Origin of the sequence: Aureimonas sp. ME7, from assembly GCF_903970965.1 — a bacterium.
Taxonomy (GTDB): domain Bacteria; phylum Pseudomonadota; class Alphaproteobacteria; order Rhizobiales; family Rhizobiaceae; genus Aureimonas.
In genome coordinates this window covers 115044-136818 of record NZ_CAJCKW010000002.1, presented here as the reverse complement: position 1 = coordinate 136818, position 21775 = coordinate 115044, and the positions used below count along the sequence as shown (strand labels likewise).

Annotated in this window: 18 protein-coding genes and 2 tRNA genes; 13 read left to right on the top strand and 7 right to left on the bottom strand. The window is 63.8% G+C overall.

All coding sequences use genetic code 11. From position 1 onward, the window contains the following. The 3 genes from H7A85_RS04080 to H7A85_RS04070 are packed head-to-tail and all read left to right on the top strand — an operon-like array spanning nt 1 to nt 3001. Nucleotides 1-402: an Mth938-like domain-containing protein gene (locus H7A85_RS04080; RefSeq protein ID WP_182084626.1), complete on the top strand. Its 402-nt coding sequence runs from the start codon at nt 1-3 to the stop codon at nt 400-402. After that, on the top strand, nt 402-1241 hold the full coding sequence (locus H7A85_RS04075) for a phytoene/squalene synthase family protein (protein ID WP_182084625.1): 840 nt from the start codon (nt 402-404) through the stop codon (nt 1239-1241). The genes H7A85_RS04080 and H7A85_RS04075 overlap by 1 nt, the downstream gene beginning before the upstream one ends. After that, on the top strand, nt 1238-3001 hold the full coding sequence (locus H7A85_RS04070) for a DUF4153 domain-containing protein (protein ID WP_182084624.1): 1764 nt from the start codon (nt 1238-1240) through the stop codon (nt 2999-3001). The genes H7A85_RS04075 and H7A85_RS04070 overlap by 4 nt, the downstream gene beginning before the upstream one ends. Before the next feature lie 13 nt (nt 3002-3014). On the opposite strand, the gene trmFO is transcribed toward H7A85_RS04070, so the two are convergent. Next, on the bottom strand, nt 3015-4430 hold the full coding sequence (gene trmFO / locus H7A85_RS04065; RefSeq protein WP_182084623.1) for a methylenetetrahydrofolate--tRNA-(uracil(54)-C(5))-methyltransferase (FADH(2)-oxidizing) TrmFO: 1416 nt from the start codon (nt 4428-4430) through the stop codon (nt 3015-3017). Nucleotides 4431-4590: 160 nt separating this feature from the next. On the opposite strand from trmFO, the gene H7A85_RS04060 reads away from it, so the two are divergent. The 7 genes from H7A85_RS04060 (at nt 4591) to H7A85_RS04030 (ending at nt 14023) form a co-directional block, all read left to right on the top strand. After that, nucleotides 4591-4675, top strand: a tRNA-Leu gene (locus tag H7A85_RS04060). Between the two features lie 75 nt (nt 4676-4750). Further along, nucleotides 4751-6109, top strand: coding sequence for a trigger factor (gene tig / locus H7A85_RS04055; protein ID WP_182084622.1), 1359 nt, complete (start codon nt 4751-4753; stop codon nt 6107-6109). A gap of 187 nt (nt 6110-6296) precedes the next feature. After that, nucleotides 6297-8633: a mechanosensitive ion channel domain-containing protein gene (locus tag H7A85_RS04050; protein WP_182084621.1), complete on the top strand. Its 2337-nt coding sequence runs from the start codon at nt 6297-6299 to the stop codon at nt 8631-8633. 133 nt (nt 8634-8766) lie between these two features. Then, on the top strand, nt 8767-9399 hold the full coding sequence (locus H7A85_RS04045; protein ID WP_182084620.1) for an ATP-dependent Clp protease proteolytic subunit: 633 nt from the start codon (nt 8767-8769) through the stop codon (nt 9397-9399). Nucleotides 9400-9638: 239 nt separating this feature from the next. After that, nucleotides 9639-10907 (top strand): ATP-dependent Clp protease ATP-binding subunit ClpX, encoded by a 1269-nt coding sequence (clpX, locus tag H7A85_RS04040; protein ID WP_182084619.1) that lies wholly within the window; start codon nt 9639-9641, stop codon nt 10905-10907. A gap of 246 nt (nt 10908-11153) precedes the next feature. Then, nucleotides 11154-13577 carry an endopeptidase La gene (lon, locus tag H7A85_RS04035; RefSeq protein ID WP_182084618.1) on the top strand — a complete coding sequence of 808 codons (2424 nt, stop codon included), beginning with the start codon at nt 11154-11156 and terminating at the stop codon, nt 13575-13577. Nucleotides 13578-13741: 164 nt separating this feature from the next. After that, a complete protein-coding gene (locus H7A85_RS04030) occupies nt 13742-14023 on the top strand; it encodes an HU family DNA-binding protein (protein WP_182084617.1) in 282 nt (93 codons plus the stop codon). 136 nt (nt 14024-14159) lie between these two features. Here H7A85_RS04030 and H7A85_RS04025 read toward each other — a convergent pair whose 3' ends face one another. The 3 genes from H7A85_RS04025 to H7A85_RS04015 all read right to left on the bottom strand — a co-directional run bounded on the left by H7A85_RS04025 (nt 14160) and on the right by H7A85_RS04015 (nt 16747). Beyond that, nucleotides 14160-14720 carry a copper chaperone PCu(A)C gene (locus H7A85_RS04025; protein ID WP_244630923.1) on the bottom strand — a complete coding sequence of 187 codons (561 nt, stop codon included), beginning with the start codon at nt 14718-14720 and terminating at the stop codon, nt 14160-14162. Nucleotides 14721-14790: 70 nt separating this feature from the next. Next, entirely contained in the window at nt 14791-16206 is a 1416-nt protein-coding gene (locus H7A85_RS04020) for a PepSY-associated TM helix domain-containing protein (protein WP_182084616.1), read from the bottom strand. Between the two features lie 124 nt (nt 16207-16330). Continuing rightward, complete coding sequence (locus tag H7A85_RS04015; protein WP_182084615.1) at nt 16331-16747, bottom strand: hypothetical protein; 417 nt, start codon at nt 16745-16747, stop codon at nt 16331-16333. Between the two features lie 134 nt (nt 16748-16881). Between H7A85_RS04015 and H7A85_RS04010 the strand changes: the two genes are divergently transcribed. Beyond that, nucleotides 16882-18027, top strand: a complete 1146-nt coding sequence (locus H7A85_RS04010; protein ID WP_182084614.1) for an amidohydrolase — start codon at nt 16882-16884, stop codon at nt 18025-18027. 14 nt (nt 18028-18041) lie between these two features. On the opposite strand, the gene H7A85_RS04005 is transcribed toward H7A85_RS04010, so the two are convergent. From H7A85_RS04005 to H7A85_RS03995, 3 genes are all read right to left on the bottom strand, one after another. Further along, a complete protein-coding gene (locus tag H7A85_RS04005) occupies nt 18042-19082 on the bottom strand; it encodes an HWE histidine kinase domain-containing protein (protein ID WP_182084613.1) in 1041 nt (346 codons plus the stop codon). Nucleotides 19083-19244: 162 nt separating this feature from the next. Then, nucleotides 19245-19319: transfer RNA gene (locus H7A85_RS04000), tRNA-Gly, on the bottom strand. A 90-nt stretch (nt 19320-19409) separates the two neighbouring features. Continuing rightward, nucleotides 19410-19586: a DUF3606 domain-containing protein gene (locus H7A85_RS03995; RefSeq protein ID WP_182085102.1), complete on the bottom strand. Its 177-nt coding sequence runs from the start codon at nt 19584-19586 to the stop codon at nt 19410-19412. A gap of 169 nt (nt 19587-19755) precedes the next feature. On the opposite strand from H7A85_RS03995, the gene tuf reads away from it, so the two are divergent. After that, on the top strand, nt 19756-20931 hold the full coding sequence (gene tuf, locus H7A85_RS03990) for an elongation factor Tu (RefSeq protein WP_182084601.1): 1176 nt from the start codon (nt 19756-19758) through the stop codon (nt 20929-20931). A 141-nt stretch (nt 20932-21072) separates the two neighbouring features. After that, complete coding sequence (locus H7A85_RS03985) at nt 21073-21771, top strand: glycosyltransferase (protein ID WP_182085052.1); 699 nt, start codon at nt 21073-21075, stop codon at nt 21769-21771. Nucleotides 21772-21775: the final 4 nt, after the last annotated feature.

Here is a 21775-nt window from a genome sequence, read left to right as displayed (position 1 = left end):
GTGAGCGACGCGGGAGGGCGCGCGCCCGAAATTCGCGATGCGCATTATCCGCGACGCGCGCCCATAGACGCCTATGGCAACGGCGGCTTCCGCTTCGCCGACATGTCGCATCGCGGCTCGATCCTGTGTCTGCCGTCCGGCATCTACGGTTGGACAGGCACGGAGGAGCAGCCGTTTTCCGGCGATCGTCTTCTGAAGGTTTTCGACGAGGCGGACGATATCCGCTTCCTCCTGTTCGGAACGGGACGGGACATCCGCCGTCCGCCGGCAGCGCTTCTGGCTCGCCTGCGCGAGCGGGGAATTTCCTGCGATCCGATGTCGACCGGCGCGGCGGTGCGGACCTACAACATCATGCTTTCCGAAGGTCGGCCGGTGGCCGCGGCCTTCGTCGCGATCGATTGATGCGGGACGCGACGAACGCCTCGCCTCATTCGACCGCCTATGCCGAATGCGCCCGTATCGTTCAGGAGGGAAGTTCCGATCGGGCGGTCTCGATCGGCTTCGCACCGGAGCAGCATCGCAACGCGCTTTGGGCACTCTATGCCTTCGCGCTGGAAACGGCCCGTGTCCCCGATCAGGTCAGCCAGCCGCTGCCGGGGGAGATCCGCCTTCAGTGGTGGCGTGACCGGCTACAGGCCGATGATGCCGAGCCGGACGTGGCGGGGCAGGGATCGCTTGTCGCCGTCGCCCTGATCGATACGGTGCGGCGTTACGAACTGCCGTTCGATGCGCTGGACCGCTATCTGGAAGCCCGCGTCTTCGACCTTTATTCCGACCCGATGGGCGAGCGCGCTGCCTTCGAGGCATATGCCGGCGAGACCGCTTCGACGATCGTCATGCTGGCGGCGATGATCCTCGATCGTGCGGCAGCCCCGCAAGCCGCGCATGCCGCCGGACATGCGGGCGTTGCGGAAACCGCGGCATCGGCGATCCGCAACGCCGACCGACACCGCGCCCGCCATCAGGTCTACGTGCCCTCGGATATTCTGGCGGCGACCGGAACGGCGCCGGAGATCTGGCTTGGCGGCGGGGCCTCGGCTGAGGCTGCCGTGCAGGCCTTCACGGCGTATGCCAACGAGCATCTGCGCAAGGCCGAAAGCGGTTTCGCGGCGCTGCCGGCGTCGCTGCGCCCGGCATTCCTTCCCGCGCTCTACCGCGCGCGGCAACTGACGGCGTCGCAAGAGACCGTGTGGACGCCGCTGCGTCGTCTCTGGTCCTATTGGCGGGACATGCGGCGATGACGGCAGCCGAGCGGCGTCCGACGAAGCCTTCCCCGCTGCAACGCGTCGCTCGGCTGTGGCGATCCCTCCTGGTTCGCGGGGCAAGCGCATCGTTCCGTTTTCCCGTTGCTGCGCTTTGCATGGCGGCGATCGGGTTTCTCGCAAACTCGATCGTCGCGCGGGAGGACTATTCCGAAAGCCAGAACAGATGGCTTCTCGCGCTGGTCGCCGGGGCGGCGGCATCGGTCGCCTTCACGCTTTTCGCCGAAGGGCGAGGCGCGAGGCTGACGGTCGCACGACTGGCCGGCGCGTTCGGTTTCCTGGTTGCCTTCCTGCCGATCTGCTTCGTCGAGCCGCTATGGCTTTATGGCCCCGCGCTGCTGCTCGCTGCGATCTCGATCGTTCCCTTGGCGCCGTTCATCGGACGGGGAAGCTCGCGCGAGTTCTGGGATTTCGCGCTTTGGACTTGGCTCGGCGTCGCGCTGGCCTGGGTGTCGGTGCTCATCTTCCTGCTCGGCTGCACCGCCATTCTCGAGATGATCCGCTACCTCTTCGGTATCGGGATCCGAGCCCAGGCCTATGGGCATCTGTTCGCGACGGGTCTTGGGTTCGTCGGCCCGCTCTTCGCGCTGGGGCGCATTCCTCATCCCAGCGACACGACACGGGAAGACGTTGCCACCGAGCGTCTGGCCCAGGCGGTTCGCCCGCTGTTCGAATGGGTCATGGCGCCGCTGGTATGGGCCACCGCGATCGTGATCCATCTCTATGCGGCACGGATCCTCGCGACGGGCGACGTGCCGAGCGGCGAGATCGGCTGGCTCTTTGTGACCTATGCCGCGCTGGTCCTGGCGCTGCGGCTCGCCTTGGAGCCCTATCAGCACAAGGCGCAGCTGCCGGGCCGCCTCTTCCTGCGATGGTGGCCGATCCTCCTCGTGGTTCCAACCGCCTTGTTCGCCTACGCGCTCCGGCTTCGTATCGACGACGAGGGCTGGACGGTTGCCCGCTACTACGCAGCCCTATTCGGTTTGGGTGTGGTGGCGGCGGCTGGGATGCAGGCGCTGCGGCGGATGCGCGCCGACATTCGGTTCGTCGCCGCCCTGCCCCCCACCTTTCTTGTTCTTTCGACGTTCGGCCCCTGGGGCGCCGGTGCGATGGTCGAGCGTAGCCAGACTGGTTTGATCGAACGCCAGTTCGGGGACGCGCTGCGCCAGGGCGAGGATGCGGTTCGCGCGCTGTCCTGGAATGAACTGTCGCGGCTCCGCTCGCGCATGGACGCGCTTTCGGAAGTCGGTCGCACCAGTCGGCTGGAGGCGGCGCTCGGAGCATTTGCCGGCTCGACGGGAACGGAGCGCCTTGCATCGTTGGAACGCGCTCGCGACCAGGGCGGAGCCACTCCCCGAGCCGACCGCCCCGTCGATCTTGGTTTCGAGGCGCGAGGGGCCATCGATACTAGCGGGTTCGACCGGGTGATTCCCGGCGTGGATATGTATTCAGTTCCCGATGACACCATCGACCCACCTGCGGATACCGCGTGGCTTCGGAACGGCCGGATGACGTTGCGCTACGGCGGAACGTCCGACGAAATCGACTTGGGTTCCGTCATGGCCGGGAGGCCATCGACGACGTCCGGCACGGCACCACCGTTCTCCCGCGATCTGCGGTCGGCGGGTGGTAGGACCGTTCGGCTACGTATCGAAGTCGCGACGCTCGGGGCCGGCGACACGGTCACCTATCTCAAAGCCAGCATCGCCCTCCGCGACGGGGAATGGGCTGCGCGCTGACGCAGCCCCGTCCTCACTCGGCGGCGATCTTCCGTCCGCCGGCTTGATCGCCGAGCCATTCGGCGAAGTCGCGCAAGGCCCGATTCGCCAGAGCCTTCTTCTTCGCGATCGTCTTCTCCTTGCCGCGCAACCGCTTGCCTTCCTCCCTCGGTACCTCGACCGGGGGGAAGAGGCCGAAATTGACGTTCATCGGCTGGAACGACCGCTTGCCGCTTTCTTCCTCCGTCGTGATGTGACCGCCGGTGATATGCCCGAGGAGGGCGCCCATCGCCGTCGTCGCCGGCGGCGGCGAGATTTCGAGACCGAGCGCTTCACGCGCGGCGAAGCGACCGACCATGAGACCGACCGAGGCGGACTCGACGTAGCCCTCGCAGCCCGTGATCTGCCCGGCGAAGCGCAGCGACGGGCGGCTGCGCAGGGCGAGGGTGCGGTCGAGCAGCGTCGGCGAGTCGAGGTAGGTGTTGCGATGCAATCCGCCGAGACGCGCGAACTCGGCGTTCTCCAATCCCGGAATGGTGCGGAAGATGCGTACCTGCTCGGCGTATTTCAGCTTCGTCTGGAAGCCGACCATATTGTAGAGCGTGCCCAGCGCGTTGTCCTGGCGCAGCTGCACCACCGCATAGGCTTTCACGGTCGGATTGTGGGCGTTGGTAAGGCCCATCGGCTTCATCGGGCCGTGTCGCAGGGTTTCGGGCCCGCGCTCGGCCATCACCTCGATCGGCAGGCAGCCGTCGAAATAGGGTGTGCCTTCCCATTCCCGGAACTCGGTCTTCTCGCCGTCCGTCAGCGCCGCGATGAAGGCGGCGTACTGATCGCGGTCCATCGGGCAGTTGACGTAGTCCTTGCCCGTGCCGCCGGGGCCTATCTTGTCGTATCGCGACTGGAACCACGCCTTGTCCATGTCGATCGAATCGAAATGGACGATCGGCGCGATCGCGTCGAAGAAGGCCAGCGATTCCGCACCTGTCTCGGCGCGGATGGCTTCGGCGAGGCTCGTCGCGGTCAGCGGGCCGGTCGCGATGATGCTTGGCCCCCATTCGGCGGGCGGAAGCTCGTCGATCGCCTCGCGCCGGATCGAAACCCGCGGATGCGCGGCGAGGGCGGCGGTCACCGCGTCGGCGAAACCGTCGCGATCCACCGCCAGGGCGCCGCCGGCCGGCACTTGATTGGCATCGGCGCATCGCATGACGAGCGATCCGGCGAGGCGCATCTCCGCATGGAGAACGCCGACCGCGTTGGTTTGCGCGTCGTCGGAGCGGAAGGAGTTCGAGCATACGAGCTCGGCCAGCGCATCCGTCTTGTGGGCGTCGGTGCCGCGCGTTCCCCGCATCTCGTGCAGGATGACGGGGATTCCCGCTTCGGCGATCTGCCATGCGGCTTCGGATCCGGCGAGGCCGCCGCCGACGATGTGAATGGGTTCGTGTGTCATGGCGGTTCCATATCACCGGGCGTCCCGGCACGGAACACCTCACCCTCGGATGACCGGCGCGACGGCCTTTCTGTGGCGATATCGGCGTTTTCGCCTTTGACCCTGCCGAGGCCGATGATATAGAGGCGCGCCGCGCCGGCTGACGTGGCACGGGTTCGGAGCGGGTGTGGCGAAATTGGTAGACGCACTAGATTTAGGTTCTAGCGCCTAACAGCGTGGGGGTTCGAGTCCCTCCACCCGCACCAGATCAGCGGAAACAGATTCAAAACGGGGGCGGCGACGGTCATCCAGCCGCCGGTCCAGACCATAAAGGGTTGACGATGCAGGTTAGGGAAACCAAGGCCGAAGGCCTGAAGCGCGAGATCGAGATCGTCGTGCCGGCGTCCGATCTTGAAGCGCGGCTGCAGACCCGCCTCTTCGAGATCAAGGACCAGGTCCAGCTCAAGGGCTTCCGCCCCGGCAAGGTGCCGATGAGCCACATGCGCAAGTCGTATGGCCGTTCGGTGATGGCGGAGATCGTCAATCAGATCCTGAACGAGACCCCGCGCACCGTGATCGCCGAACGCAACGAGCGCTCCGCGATGCAGCCGGAAATCCAGATGACCGAGGACGAGGGCGAAGCCGAGAAGGTGCTTCGCGGCGAGGGCGATTTCCGCTTCACCTTGTCCTACGAGACCCTGCCGAGCTTCGAGCTGAAGGGTACCGACGCCATCAAGATCGAGCGTCCGGTGGTCGAGATCGCCGAGGACGAGGTCGAGGATCAGGTCAAGCGCATCGCCGAGAGCGCGCGCACCTTCGAGCCCAAGGACGGTGCGGCCGAGACCGGCGACCGGGTGACCATGGACTTCGTCGGCAAGGTGGACGGCGAGGCGTTCCAGGGCGGTTCGGCCGAGGATTCCAACCTCGTGCTCGGCTCCGGCCAGTTCATTCCCGGCTTCGAGGACCAGCTCGTCGGCGTGAAGGCCGGCGACGAGAAGCAGGTCGAGGTCAAGTTCCCGGAAGATTACGGCGCGGCCCACCTCGCCGGCAAGGATGCCGTGTTCGACGTGACGGTGAAGGCGGTCGCCAAGCCGGACGAGATGGAGCTCAACGACGAGCTCGCCAAGAAGCTCGGCCTCGAGTCGATCGACCGTCTTCGCGAGATCGTTCGCGGCCAGATCGAGTCGCAGTTCGGGCAGGCCACGCGTCAGAAGGTGAAGCGCCAGCTCCTCGACCAGCTCGACGGCGATTATTCGTTCGAGCTGCCCGAGAAGCTCGTGGAAGCCGAGTTCAACAACATCTGGAATCAGGTGTCGAAGGAGCTCGAGCAGAGCGGCAAGTCCTTCGAGGACGAGGACACGACCGAGGAGAAGGCTCGCGAGGAATATCGCAAGCTGGCCGAGCGCCGCGTGCGCCTCGGGCTCGTCCTGTCCGAAATCGGCGAGAAGGCTGGCGTCACGGTTTCCGACGAGGAGCTGCAGCGCGCTGTCATCGAGCAGGTGCGCCAGTATCCGGGCCAGGAACAGCAGGTCTACGATTATTTCCGCAAGACGCCGGAGGCCATCCAGGGTCTGCGCGCGCCGATCTACGAGGAAAAGGTCGTCGACCACCTGCTCGCCACCGTGGACGTGACCGACAAGACGGTTTCCAAGGAAGAGCTTCTGAAGGACGACGAGGAAGAAATGTCCTCGGCAGCTTGACCAGCCATCCGATCGTTCGATCAAGAGGCCGCTCCCATCCGGGGGCGGCCTTTTCTTTTGCGCGCGAACACGAATGCGGGGGAATGTCACAGGATGGTCGCAAGCCCTCACTAGTTCGGCCCGGACCCATGGGGCCGGCATCCAGAGCCAGTCCAAATCCTCCACGCTCGTGACGGACCGGACCTCGATGATCCGACAAACCGGCATTCGCGCATTCGCGCTTTCCTGCCTTGCCCTGCTGACCCTCATGATCTGGCCTGCGATCGGCTTCGCGCAGGTTCCGTCGGTGTTGAACCCCGCCGTAAGCTCCACGAACTCGACGGCGCCTGCGGAGGCGACGAGCGCAGCAGAGCGCGCATCGCTCGATGACCTGATCCGCATCCTGGAAACGGAGGCGACGCGAAACCGTCTGATCGAGTCCTTGAAGGCTTCCGCCTACCAAAGCGGGACGCCGGCGGCGAATGGAGCGGTTTCGGCGACCGAGGAGACGCTGGGGGAATCCGTCCCGGCCTATCTTGCGAGCTATACGCGGTCCAGCATTAAGACGGCACAGGAGGGTATGACCGAGTTCGGTGCGCTGCTGACGCAGGCGGGCCGCTTCCTAGCCGGTGCGAAGACGATCAACCTTCCGCGTGTCTGGGCCGCGGTCCTGCCTGTTTCCACCGTCGCCCTGACGACGCTCGCAGCCTTTGCCGTGTTTTCACTCATTCGCCGTCGCGCCTCCCATTGGCTGGGGGCTCGCGCGAGTGCGAAGGCGCCGGTGCTTCGGGTGGCGCTGGCGGCGCTTTCAGTGCTGGCGGATGCTCTGGCGGTTCTTCTGGCCGCCGCCGCCGGGCATCTGGCCTCAGTCGTCCAGTCCGGAGGCCCGCCGGACCTCGACGAGGCCTTGTTCCTGAACGCTTTCGTGCTGACCGAACTCGTCAAGGCGGGGCTCACCGGCTTCGTGTCGCCCGCCCAGCCCGCCCTGAGGCTGACGCCCTTCAGCGACGGTCAGGCGCGATACTGGTACCGCCGACTGGCCTTCGTGGTCTCGTTGCTCGGCTACACCTTCCTGTTCGTCGCGCCGATCGTTCAGGCGAACTCGAGCATCGCGGCAGGCAATGCCGTGCGCTTCCTCGTCGTGTTCGCCGCCTTCCTGATCATGCTGTTCCTGATTCTGGCCAACCGCGAGCGGGTCGCCAGACGCCTCCAGCGCGCGCACCGCGAAGGGGCTCGAAACTTCCAAGCCCGCTTCTACAATGCGCTCGGGCATGTCTGGTGGCTGCTTGCCGCATCCTTCGTCAGCGCGCTGTTCGCCCTTTGGATTTCCAGCCCGCGCAACGGCTTCCAGTTCATGCTCGGCGCCAGTCTGGCATCGATCGCCGCGATGGCAGTCGGCGGACTGATCGTCTCGATCCTGACCAAGTTCATCATTCGCGGGTTCAGGATACCAGCGACCACCAAGGATCGATTTCCGCTTCTGGAGCGCCGGGTGAATTCATTCATCCCGAAGCTCCTCCTCGTGGTGCGCGTCATCGTCATCGCGGTCGTTTTCGGGGTGATCCTCGACGCATGGTCGGTGGTCGAGTTCGACGCCTTCCTGCAGGGCGAGTTCGGGCAGCGCATCGCGCGCGGGCTCGTCGGCGCGCTGGTCATCCTGACGATCGGATTCTGCGTCTATCTGCTGATCTCGTCGTGGGTGGAATATCGGTTGAACCCGAATTTCGGAACTGTGCCGACGGCGCGAGAGCGCACGCTTCTCTCGCTGTTCCGAAACGCGATCACCGTGGCCTTGGCGGTGGTCGTGTTCATGCTGGTGCTGTCGCAGATCGGTATCAACATCGCACCGCTTCTCGCGGGCGCCGGCGTCGTCGGTCTGGCGATCGGCTTCGGTGCGCAGAAGCTCGTGCAGGACATCATTACCGGCGCCTTCATCCAGATCGAGAACGCCTTGAACGAGGGGGACGTGGTCCAACTCGGCGCGGTGTCGGGCGTGGTGGAGAAGCTGACGATCCGCTCCGTCAGCCTGCGTTCGCTCGACGGGACCTACTACCTGATCCCGTTTTCGTCGGTCGATCAGGTCGCCAACATGACAAAGGACTTCTCCAACTTCGTCGCCGACGTGTCGGTCGCTTATGGCGAGGACGTCGGCGAGGTGAAGGACGTCATGGCGAGGGCGTTCGATCGCGTTCGCGAAAGCCCCGAGGGGATCAATATCATCGCCGACTTCGAGATGCTGGGCGTGGAAACGCTCGTCGACAATGCCGTGACGGTGCGAGGTCGGATACGAACCCTGCCGGGCAAGCAATGGGCGATCGGGCGGATCTACAAGGAGGTCGTGAAGGCGCTTCTGAGCGAGCGCGACATCGAGAGCCCCTTCGCCCGCACGGCCTTCCTATCCGGCGACATCGCGCATCATCCGGGCGCGGAGGCAAAGCCTGGCGTTCGCCCCAAGTTTCCGAAGACCGTCTCGCGCAACCCGGACGGCAGCCTGATCCCACCAGACCCAAAACCCGACGATGATGGGGACGAGGACTCCCGATGATCGGGCGGCACCGGTGCGCCGATCTCGGGCTTCTTGCGCTGGTCGCCTTCGGCACCCTATCTAGGTCGTCGAAACACCCCATCCGATTCGACCGGCCGGATCGACGGCCTCTTCCCACGAACGAGAGACGACCATGAAGCACCCACTCGAGACCGCGATGAACCTCGTTCCGATGGTCGTCGAGCAGACGAATCGTGGCGAACGAGCCTACGACATCTTCTCCCGTCTTCTGAAAGAACGCGTGATCTTCATCACCGGACCGATCGAGGACGGCATGTCGACGCTGGTCTGCGCTCAGCTCCTGTTCCTGGAAGCCGAAAATCCGAAGAAGGAGATTTCGCTCTACATCAATTCGCCGGGCGGCGTGGTGACGAGCGGTATGGCCATCTACGACACGATGCAGTTCATCAAGCCGGCCGTCTCGACGCTCTGCATCGGGCAGGCCGCTTCCATGGGCTCGCTGCTGCTTTGCGCCGGTCACAAGGACATGCGCTTCGCAACGCCCAACGCGCGCATCATGGTGCACCAGCCCTCGGGCGGTTTCTCCGGTCAGGCGTCCGACATCGAGCGCCACGCGCAGGACATCATCAAGCTGAAGCGCCGCCTCAACGAGGTCTACGTCCAGCATACCGGCCAGGACTACGAGACCATTGAACGCACGCTCGATCGTGACCACTTCATGACGGCGGACGAGGCGAAGGATTTCGGTCTGATCGATAAGGTCTACTCGTCCCGCGAGGCGCTGGAAGCAACGGTCGGATCCTGATCCGAACTCCCGTCCTTGATGTCGCCACGAGCGCTTTCTACCGTGCGGCCGGTGGCCGCATTAAGCGTCGATCAAGGATACGCCCGCTAGATTGATCGAGATGCGGGTTCGGCCTCGACCGAATCCGCGTCGGCGGGCCGGCGGTTGCTTTGTGCGCGTTGCAGCATAGGATGAGTTAAAGGTCACTCGACCTATCTCCGGACCTCCGAAGTCCGAGGTGCGGAACGGAAGGAAGAACGATGAGCAAAGTGAGCGGCGGCGACAGCAAGAACACGCTCTATTGCTCTTTCTGCGGAAAGAGCCAACACGAAGTCCGCAAGCTGATCGCCGGGCCGACGGTCTTCATCTGCGACGAGTGCGTCGAACTGTGCATGGACATCATCCGGGAGGAGAACAAATCCTCCATGGTGAAGTCGCGCGAGGGCGTGCCGACTCCGCAGGAGATCATCGCCGTCCTCGACGACTACGTCATCGGGCAGGGCTTCGCCAAGAAGGTGCTCTCCGTCGCGGTGCACAACCACTACAAGCGGTTGGCGCATGCGGCCAAGAGCAACGACGTCGAGCTTGCGAAGTCCAACATCCTGCTGATCGGCCCGACCGGCTGCGGCAAGACGCTGCTCGCGCAGACGCTGGCGCGCATTCTCGACGTGCCCTTCACCATGTCGGACGCGACCACGCTGACCGAGGCCGGCTATGTCGGCGAGGATGTCGAGAACATCATCCTGAAGCTGCTCCAGTCGGCCGACTACAATGTCGAGCGCGCGCAGCGCGGCATCGTCTATATCGACGAGATCGACAAGATCAGCCGCAAGTCGGACAACCCGTCCATCACGCGCGACGTGTCGGGCGAGGGCGTCCAGCAGGCACTTCTGAAGATCATGGAAGGCACCGTTGCCTCCGTCCCGCCCCAGGGGGGCCGGAAGCATCCGCAGCAGGAGTTCCTGCAGGTGGACACGGCCAACATCCTCTTCATCTGCGGCGGTGCGTTCGCCGGCCTCGACCGCATCATCTCGGATCGCGGCCGCAAGACCTCGATCGGCTTCGCGGCCAATGTGTCGTCGCCGGAGGATCGCCGCACGGGCGAGCTGTTCCGTCAGGTCGAGCCCGAGGATCTTCTCAAGTTCGGCCTGATCCCCGAGTTCGTCGGCCGTCTGCCGGTCCTGGCGACGCTGGAGGACCTTGACGAGACGGCTCTGGTGCAGATCCTCGTTGAGCCGAAGAACGCGCTGGTGAAGCAGTATCAGCGCCTGTTCGAGATGGAGAACGTCGAGCTGTCTTTCCACGAGGACGCGTTGAAGGCCATCGCCCGCAAGGCGATCGAGCGCAAGACTGGTGCGCGGGGCCTTCGCTCCATCATGGAAAGCATGCTGCTCGACACGATGTTCGACCTGCCGACGCTGGAAGGCGTGCGGGAAGTCGTGATCTCCGAAGAGGTAATCGACGGCAACGCCCGGCCTCTCTACATCTACTCGGACCGCAAGGACGAGAAGGAAACGGTCAGTGCCTGACCAGCTCCGCTCCATCCGCTGATCCAGGTTCGAGCCCGCTCCGGTCCACCGGGGCGGGCTCTTTGCTTTCCGGTTCTCGAACCGTGACCGAAGTGTCCACAATCCATGACGTTGGGATGACGGCCTTCGGGTTGATTCCCCCTCTTATCGCAACCACATTGCACTTGCGAAATGGCTCTTCATTCCGATGCCGAACGGGTCGGATCGAAGGGGCCACCAGCGGCCCCGGCCGCAGAAAGGACAAGCATGTCAGACCCGACATCCGCCACTGAGGTTTCCGGCGAGGCGCTGCAGTATCCCGTACTGCCGCTGCGCGACATCGTCGTCTTCCCGCATATGATCGTCCCGCTCTTCGTCGGCCGCGAGAAGTCGATCCGCGCGCTCGAAGAGGTGATGGGCGCCGACAAGCAGATCCTGCTCGCGACGCAAAAGAACGCCGGCGACGAGGATCCGTCTCCCGACGCGATCTACGACCTCGGCACGCTCGCCAACGTCCTGCAGCTTTTGAAGCTGCCTGACGGCACCGTGAAGGTGCTGGTCGAAGGCGTTTCGCGCGCGCGCATCACCCACTTTACCGAGCGGACCGACTGGCACGAAGCGCTGGCCGAGATCGTGCCCGAGATCGAGGAAGATCCGGTCGAGGTCGAGGCTCTCGCGCGGTCGGTGATCGCGGAGTTCGAGAACTACGTCAAGCTCAACAAGAAGATCTCGCCGGAAGTCGTTGGTGCTGCAGGGCAGATCGACGATTTCTCGAAGCTCGCCGATACCGTCGCCTCGCATCTCGCGATCAAGATCCCCGAGAAGCAGGAGATGCTCGGCATCATCAGCGTCCAGCAGCGGCTGGAGCGGGCGCTCGGCTTCATGGAATCGGAAATTTCCGTTCTTCAGGTGGAGAAGCGCATCCGCTCGCGCGTCAAGCGTCAGATGGAGAAGACGCAGCGCGAGTACTATTTGAACGAGCAGATGAAGGCGATCCAGAAGGAGCTCGGCGACGGCGAGGAAGGCCGTGACGAGCTTGCGGAGATCGAGGAGCGCATCAAGAAGACCAAGCTTTCCAAGGAAGGCAAGGAAAAGGCCTCGGCCGAGCTGAAGAAGCTGCGGCAGATGAGCCCGATGTCGGCGGAAGCCACCGTGGTGCGCAACTACCTCGACTGGCTGCTCGGCCTGCCGTGGGGCAAGGCTTCGAAGGTTCGCATCGACCTGAAGAAGGCCGAGGAGATCCTCGAGGAGGAGCACTACGGCCTCGATAAGGTCAAGGAACGGATCGTCGAGTATCTGGCGGTGCAGAGCCGTCAGGCGAAGCTCAAGGGTCCGATCCTCTGCCTCGTCGGCCCTCCGGGCGTGGGTAAGACCTCGCTCGCCAAGTCGATCGCGCGTGCCACGGGCCGTGAGTATGTGCGCATGGCGCTGGGCGGCGTTCGCGACGAGGCGGAAATCCGCGGCCATCGCCGGACCTATATCGGCTCCATGCCCGGCAAGGTCATCCAGTCGCTCAAGAAGGCGAAGCGAAACAACCCGCTCTTCCTGCTCGACGAGATCGACAAGATGGGCCAGGACTTCCGCGGCGATCCGTCGTCGGCGCTTCTCGAAGTGCTCGATCCCGAGCAGAACTCGACCTTCATGGATCACTACCTGGAGGTGGAGTACGACCTGTCGTCGACGATGTTCGTGACGACGGCGAACACGCTCAACATCCCGGGTCCCTTGATGGACCGCATGGAGTTGATCCGGATCGCGGGCTACACCGAGGACGAGAAGGTCGAGATCGCCAAGCGGCATCTTCTGCCGAAGGCGATCAAGGATCATGCGCTTCGGCCGGAGGAGTTCTCGGTTGCCGAGGACGCGCTGCGCGAGATCGCCCGCCGCTATACTCGCGAGGCTGGCGTTCGCTCCTACGAGCGCGAGCTTTCCAAGCTGGCGCGCAAGGCGGTGACGAGCATCCTCAAGGGTGAGGTGACGTCGGTTGCGGTCACGGCCGCGAACCTTGCCGACTATCTCGGCGTGCCCCGTTATCGCTACGGCGAGGCGGAAGCCGAGGATCAGGTCGGCGTGGTGACGGGCCTGGCCTGGACCGAGGTCGGCGGTGAGTTGCTGACGATCGAAGGCGTCATGATGCCCGGCAAGGGCAAGATGACGGTCACCGGCAATCTGAAGGACGTGATGAAGGAGTCGATTTCGGCCGCCGCATCCTACGTTCGCAGCCGGGCGATCGAATACGGCATCAAGCCGCCGCTTTTCGACAAGCGGGACATCCACGTCCACGTGCCGGAAGGGGCGACCCCGAAGGATGGGCCGTCGGCGGGTATCGGCATGGCGACCGCCATCATCTCGGTGATGACGGGGATTCCGGTTCGCCGCGACATCGCGATGACGGGCGAGGTGACGTTGCGCGGTCGGGTTCTGCCGATCGGGGGCTTGAAGGAAAAGCTGCTGGCGGCTCTTCGCGGCGGGATGACCAAGGTGCTGATCCCGGCAGAGAACGCTAAGGATCTGGCCGACATCCCGGACAACGTGAAGAACGGGCTCGAGATCGTCCCCGTGTCGCGCATGGGCGAAGTCCTGCAGCACGCCCTCGTTCGCGTTCCCGCTCCGATCGAGTGGTCGGAAGAGGAGGCAGCCGCGCATCTGGCTGATTCGCGAGATGAACCGCACAGCGCCGTGGCGCACTGATTTCCCCTTCGGAAATCTGGGAAATGCCGCCTTCGGGCGGCATTTTTCGTTTGGAAGCCTTGTTTCCTGGGCTTTGGCCCCATCTCGGCCTTGATGGGACGTCTTCTTTTGCCCATCGTGTCGCACCGAGTCGGTTCGACTGATTTCAACGCTGGAGATTGTGCATGAACAAGAACGAACTGGTGGCTGCCGTCGCGGACAAGTCCAAGCTTTCCAAGCAGGAGGCCACGGGCGCGGTCGACGCAGTGTTCGACGTCCTGCAGGAAGCGCTCGCCAAGGGTGACGACGTTCGCCTCGTTGGCTTCGGAACCTTCGGCGTTTCGCACCGCGCCGCCTCCAAGGGCCGCAACCCGTCCACCGGCGCCGAGGTCGATATTCCGGCCCGCAACGTGGCGAAGTTCACGCCGGGCAAAGGCCTGAAGGACGCGATCAACACCGGCAAGTAACCGGTCTCGTCGGTTTCAGGCGGCTCGCGCTGATATCGCGGGCCGCCTTTTCCATGCCCGCATCACGCACTGCTCTGCGGGCACGTATGTTAGGCTATTCGCTTCGCTCAAACAGGGAAGCGTCCGGGGTTGGCGGCTATTGACTGCCGTGATCTCCGTGGCCCGGCATCCCAGCCTTGCCTGCTCCCTTCGCCTCGACCTTAAGGACGACATCCACAGTTCCGGCCTTCTCGAAGCTGAGCGTCAGGGGAACGGACTCGCCGGCTCGAAGCGGCGCTTGCAACCCACCCAGCATCAGATGCAGACCGCCGGGTTCCAGAACGGCGCTGCCGCCGGCCGGGATCGATACCCCGTCGGGCAGCGCTCGCATCGTCATGACACCGTCCGTCATTTCCATGCGATGCACGTCAGCGGTTTTCGCGACGGGCGTGGACATTTGAACCAGCCGATCGGGCTCTCGTCCCACGTTCTGAATGACGAGATATCCGGTTCCAACCTTGGCACCAGGGGGCGTTGCCCGCGTCCACGGGTGTTCGATATGAAGGGATCCAACGTGGTAATCGTGTGCGCTTGCAGCGGAAGTCGTCGAAACGCTGCCGGAAAGCGCAACGGTCAGCGCCGTGATGAATCCCATAGCCCGACGGCGCGACGAGGGCCTTAGCGGGGTTGCGCCTGGGCGCTCAAGCGTGTCGAACATGCGAAGAGCCTTTTCAGGAACGAGCGGCAAGCTTCTGCCAAGTCTGTCGTTGAAATGCTTGGAAGATCGATCAGGCGTCCGCAAAGTTCTGCCCTTTCCTGGCGCCATACCAGCGCAGTCCGTCGATCGCGACGAATACGGCGAGACTGATGCCAAGCATGGGAAGACACCAACCTAGAAACGCTCCCGAGGCCAGGCAAACCGCCTTGGCGACCGGCGAGAGTTGCAGCCAGACGAGCATCAGGGTTCGTGGAAAAGCATCCGCGGGCGGGCGCTGGTTCCACCAGATTCGGTAGCCGTAGATCACGGTGATGCACAATGCGATGCCGAACCCCGCGAGAATGAACTGGTTCACGGGGCCGAACAAAACCCCCATATGGGCGTCGATGCCCCAACGGATCAGCTTGGCGACCCAAGGAAAAGTAGCGAAGTCACTACGGGACATGATGTCCAGCGTTTCCGGATGAACGGCGACGGCATCCACCTGGGTCGGCCACGAGCGATCATATTCTCGAACGGCCCACGCTTGGGTCTCCGTGGGGAAGCCGATTTCCACCATCGGCGAGTCGATCCCTGCCGCTCTGGCCGCCCTCAATACGTCGTCGATACTCCGGGCGGGGTCGGCCATGGTCGGCATCGCTGTCATAGCGGAGCCATGCCCATCGTGATGGGCATGCCCGTCGTGCTCGGCGATGGGGGGTGCTGAACCCAGGCTCAGGTTCAGAGGCGGCGTCACCCACCCAAAGGCACTGCGGGCGTCGGAGATGCGCGCGCCGGCCCATTCCGACCATGTCAGGCCGGTCGCGGAGATAAAGACAAGGCCAACCAGGAGGACGACCCCGGTAAGGCCGTGCCGATGTCTTAGGCGTATCGCCGCATGGTCCGGCTTGCGACTGCGCATTCGCCCCGTGTTCCTCCAAAGGAAGAGGCAGAGCCCACCGAGAGCCAGGATCCAAAGCCAAGACGCTGCCAACTCGCTGTAGGCGCGGCCGAGTTCTCCAAGCATCAAGCTGCGATGGAGGTAGTCGAGGGTGGTGCGGAACGGCAAGATTCCGCTCGTGCCGTAGGTCACGAGATCGCCGGTAATGCGCAAGGTGAAGGGATCTACGAACACCGTTCTGTACTCGGACGGACCAAGATCTGGCGCCGCGAACATGATGCGGCTGACGTCGCCTGGATGGGGAGCCGGACGAACGGCGCGGGGGCTTTCGGCCGTCGCCATATGGAGTTGGGCGGCTTCCACTTGCGCCGCGAGGGAAGCGGGGTTGCCCTGCGAGTTGGTGTGAAGCACCTCGCGATAAAGGGAAGCCTCGATCTGGGGCGTAACGACGTAGAGCGTCCCGGTGAGCGCGGCGATAAGGATGAAGGGGCCGACGAAGAGGCCGGCATAGAAATGTAGGCGAGCCACGAAGGCGCGGATCGAACCGTTGGGTCGCGCGGAAGCTGCGATCGACGGCCCTGAGCGATGCGGGGTCGGGTCACGCATGATGCGGTACCCTCAACGACATTCGACCGGCTGTGGGTGAAAGGCGATTTGGCACGCAGCCATAGGCTGGTGCCGGGACGACAAACGACATGAGGAAGCTCCGAAACAACGATGGGGATCGGTGTCAGGCGGAGCGAATGGGCGGACCTGTGGGGAATGGGATGGTGCCCGCATCCAGCAGCGGAACGGGGATCGCTTCTAGACCGGAATAAAGCAGGCTGACGGCGCCCGACGCATCGTAGGCTGCGCCGCCTTCCAGGAAATCGATCTGACCGACCGACCCAATCGTCGCGGTGCAATGCGCGATACAAGACAACTCGCGTTGTTCGGAGGGCGAGTCTTTGCCGCCGATCAAGGCCGATCCGATCGATGTGCCGCCGGCGCCGTGGCAGATCACGGTGCCAGATCCGCTGGATTCTGCCGCATGCGATCCGCATGTCCAGCCGGCGAGGGCGAGTTGCGCGACGACGAAACCGATCGTCAGGAGGGTAAGAACTCCTCCAGACCAGACATCACCAGCAAAGAGCCTGAACCCGCGCATTCGCTCGATACTTGGCAGAACGATGTCGCTTTGTCACCTTCGAGCCGGACGGACATTTCGTCCGGGATCGATCGCGCGGATTCGGCATGAGGAGTACTCGCACCTTGGTCGAAAGCAATCGGGAAAGCGACCTTATGGAGTTCGGGAACGACGACATCGAAGCGGCGGTCCGGCTTCGCCGTACCCTTCACCAACGTCCGGACCTATCCGGGGAAGAGAGGGAGACCGCGCGAACCATCTGCGACTTCCTTGCGATGGCGTCGCCGGATCAAATCGTCGAAGGGTTGGGTGGTCACGGCGTCGCATCTGTCTTCGCGGGCCTGGATCCGGGCCCAACCCTTCTTCTGCGTGCCGAACTCGATGCTCTTCCGATCGAGGAGGCTTCCTCGCTTCCCTATCGCTCGCATCGCTCGGGCAAGGCCCATCTCTGCGGCCACGATGGCCATGCCGCGATCCTGTGTCTGGTCGCGCTGCATCTCAAGGATCATCGTCCGGCGCGTGGACGCGTGGTTCTGCTCTTCCAACCGGCAGAAGAAACCGGGGAGGGCGCGGCTCGCGTCATCGCGGATCCGAAGTTTCAGCCGCTACGGCCGGACAGGTCGTTCGCCCTTCACAACATGCCGGGACTCCCCTTGGGGTTTGGCGCCATCCGGGCCGGCGCCGTGAACTGCGCCTCGCGCGGGCTCAGGATTCGCCTAGGCGGATCGACGGCACATGCCTCGACGCCCTGGACGGGGCGTTCGCCGGTCGCCGCAGCGATCGACCTCATGCAGGCCTTGCCGAGCCTCGGGAGGCGCGGTCCGCTCGACGAGACCTATCGCTTCGCGACGCTGACGCACGTGCGCATCGGCGAGCCGACCTTCGGCGTTTCGCCGGGGGAAGCCGAACTTCTGGTGACGCTGCGAACCATGCTCGACGCGGGCATGGACGATCTCTGCCAACAGGCCGAACGCATGGTGCAGGAAAGAGCCTCGGCGGAAAACTTGGCGGCTTCCTGGTCTTACGAGGACATATTCCGGCACTGTCTCAACCACGGAGACTGCGTCGGTGCGTTCCGCTCGGCGATGTCATCGATCGGAATGGCACAGGGGCCGGGCGAGCCGATCCACGCTTCGGAGGACTTCGGCCTGTTCGGCGACCTCGGACCCTCGGCGATGATGTTCCTGGGCGCTGGCGTCGACCGGCCTGCGTTGCATGACCCAGCCTACGAGTTTCCCGAGGAACTGATCCCTACCGGTGCCGGGGTCTTCTCGCGCATCGTGCGGGATGCGTTGGGCTGACGCAGGAGTCGCGGTCAGGGGAAGGTCCAGGCCGTTGCCTCCGTGGCGAGCTTGTCGGCCGACGAGCGCAAAGTGAAGATCAGGCCCTCGGGACGGTAGTCCAGTTCCGCAATGCCGGCGAATTCCGCAGCCAGCACACGCTCCACGATGCGGCTACCGTAACCCTTCCGGATGGGCTCCTGGATGGGGGGGCCGCCATTTTCCTTCCATTCGAACCGAAAGGCTCCGTCCTCCATGGACCAACGGATGGCAACGGTGCCGGTGCGGTTCGAGAAACTGCCATATCGCAAGGCGTTGTCGGCGAGTTCGTGCAGCGCCAGTGAGAGCATGGTCGCCACGCGCGGTTTGAGGCGCACTTCAGGTCCTGCCACCGTCAGGCGGTTCCCGATGCGCTCGTGGACCGGCTCAAGAGCTCCCTTCACCACGTCGATCAGGAGCGCGCTCGCCCAAGCCTCGTTGGTGAGAACGTCGTGGCTTCGCGCGAGCGCCTGAAGGCGACCCGACACTGCCGCTGCCACCGACTCGGGCACGCTGGTGTCGCGCAGGGTTTGGAGAACGACGCTCTGGACCGTGGCCAGCGTGTTCTTGACGCGGTGATCGAGCTCCCGGTTCAGGAGGAAGCGATGCTCTTCGGCGCGCTTGCGATCGGTGACGTCGAACTGCGACGCGAAGAAGTAGGTGAGCTCGCCGTCTTCGAACACGGGTGAAACGAGGAGGGCGTTCCAGAAGGTCGAGCCGTCCTTGCGATAGTTCAGAAGGTCGATCTCGATGGATTCCCGGTCGCGAACGGCCTTGCTGACCTTCGCGATGTCCTCGACACGTGTCGCCGGACCCTGCAGGAAGCGGCAATTGCGCCCGATGATCTCCTCGCGCGCATATCCGGTCAAACGGAGGAACGCGTCGTTGCAGAAGACGATCGGGTTGTCGGCGACGCGCGGGTTCGTCACGATCATCGGCATCCTTGTCGCGCGGACGGCGGATGCGAACGGATCGGAACTGGTCCCGGACTGCTGACTGAGTTCGTGGTCGACGCGCTGACGTTCGTCTTCGTTCATGAACGGTGGGGTCCGGTGCTGCGGTGCGTCGTGGCCACAAGTCCGATTCGAACCGTAAGCCGTCCATCAACTACCGGCTTTGCCGCGAAGTGCAACCATGGCGCATCGACGCGTGATAGGCCTGACACGGCGTAAGATCGGCGATGCATGGAAAATCGGGAATGGAGCGGACGATGGGATTCGAACCCACGACATCCTGCTTGGAAGGCAAGAGCTCTACCACTGAGCTACGTCCGCATGCCAGGCACAACAAGGAAACGTTGACCGACGCGGATTTCATACCGCGCCGGTCGGTTGCTGGCAAGGCGGGAAACGGATCTCCGTGCGTCAGCCGTTTGCCGATTTGATCTCTTCCGCCGCTCCGTCCTTGGATGCTCTGTCGTGCCCTCGCTCCTCGATGATGCGCTTGGCGTCCTCTACGGAGATTCCGTGCTTGGCGGCGAGTTCCTCGGCCTCGTTGTCGGGCATGCCGTTCGTTTGATCGGTGACGGGGACGTTCGACATCGCTTTTCTCCGTTTCGGTTGCTCTGTGAACGCTCGGCGCCAGAGAAGGTGCCACTCCGAACGGCGGTCTTTGCAAGAGGTTTTGCCTCAAGTCGCCTCGGCGACTTGTGTTTCCGGTCCTCACTCGTTATGTCGCGGCCCAGTCCTAGCAAGGCGCAAGGTAGAGATCATGGCGAAATCGAAATTCGAGCGTACGAAGCCGCATGTGAACATCGGGACGATTGGTCACGTTGATCACGGGAAGACGTCGCTGACGGCGGCGATCACGAAGTACTTCGGCGAGTTCCGTGCGTACGACCAGATCGACGCGGCGCCGGAGGAGAAGGCGCGCGGCATCACGATCTCGACGGCGCATGTGGAGTACGAGACGGAAGCGCGTCACTACGCCCACGTCGACTGCCCCGGGCACGCCGACTACGTGAAGAACATGATCACGGGCGCAGCGCAGATGGACGGGGCGATTCTCGTTTGTTCGGCGGCCGACGGCCCGATGCCGCAGACGCGCGAGCACATCCTTCTGGCCCGTCAGGTCGGCGTTCCCGCGATCGTGGTGTTCCTGAACAAGGTGGACCAGGTCGACGACGCCGAGCTTCTGGAGCTCGTCGAGCTCGAGGTTCGCGAGCTTCTGTCCTCCTACGACTTCCCGGGCGACGACATTCCGATCGTCAAGGGTTCGGCGCTGGCCGCGCTCGAGGATTCGGACAAGACGATCGGCGAGGACGCGGTGCGTCAGCTGATGAAGGAAGTGGACGCCTACATCCCGACGCCGGAGCGTCCGATCGACCAGCCGTTCCTGATGCCGATCGAGGACGTGTTCTCGATCTCGGGCCGCGGCACGGTGGTGACGGGCCGTGTGGAGCGCGGCATCGTGAAGGTGGGCGAGGAAGTCGAGATCGTCGGCATCCGCGACAACAAGAAGACGACGGTGACGGGCGTCGAGATGTTCCGCAAGCTTCTGGACCAGGGCCAGGCGGGCGACAACATCGGGGCTCTCGTTCGCGGCGTGGACCGTGAAGGCGTGGAGCGCGGTCAGGTTCTGTGCAAGCCGGGTTCGGTGAAGCCGCACACGCGCTTCATGGCGGAAGCCTACATCCTGACGAAGGAAGAGGGTGGCCGTCATACGCCGTTCTTCACGAACTACCGTCCGCAGTTCTACTTCCGCACGACGGACGTGACGGGCGTGGTCACGCTTCCCGAGGGCACCGAGATGGTGATGCCGGGCGACAACGTGACGATGGACGTCAAGCTGATCGTTCCGATCGCGATGGAAGAGAAGCTGCGCTTCGCCATCCGCGAGGGCGGCCGCACCGTCGGCGCCGGCATCGTGGCGTCCATCGTCGAGTAAGTTCGAGCCTTGAAGTTCGATCTGTGGAACGGGCCCTTCGGGGCCCGTTTTCGTTTTGGGCCAGCGATATTGGAGGCGTTCTTGCTTGTGGGTGCCAAGTCCCGAGCTTAGAAGCGACTTCGAACGAAAAAGGGAATGCTCATGTCCGCCGAGATCGCGCGCATCTTCATCGGCTTCGATTCGAAGGAAGTCGTCGCCTACCACGTGCTCGCGCAGAGCATCATCGAGCATTCCTCGATCCCGGTCATGTTCTGCCCGATCGTGCTTCCGCATCTCGATGCGACGTTCAAGCGAGAGCGCAATGCGCTGCAGTCCACCGAGTTCTCGTTCTCGAGGTTCCTGGTGCCCTATCTCAGCGGCTACGAGGGCTGGAGCCTCTTCATGGACTGCGACATGCTGATGCGTGCCGATATCGCAGAGCTTTGGGCGCTGCGTGACGAGGCGGCGAGCGTGATGTGCATCAAGCACGATTATCAGCCCAAGGTGGAAACCAAGTTTCTCGGTCAGGTGCAGACCAAGTACGAGAAGAAGAACTGGTCGAGCGTTCTCCTGTTCAACAACGCGAAGTGCGGTGCCCTGTCGCCCGACTTCGTCAACACGGCATCGGGCCTGGAGCTTCATCAGTTCAAGTGGCTGGACAGCGACGACCAGATCGGCGAGCTGCCGGCCGCCTGGAACTGGCTCGTCAACGAGTACGACCATGACCCCGCCGCCAAGAACGTCCACTTCACGGATGGCGGCCCGTATTTCGACGAGTATCGGAACGACGACTATGCGGAGGAGTGGTTCGCGATGCGCGAGCGCGTTCTTCATGTGACGCAGCGGGCACCCAAGGACTGATCCG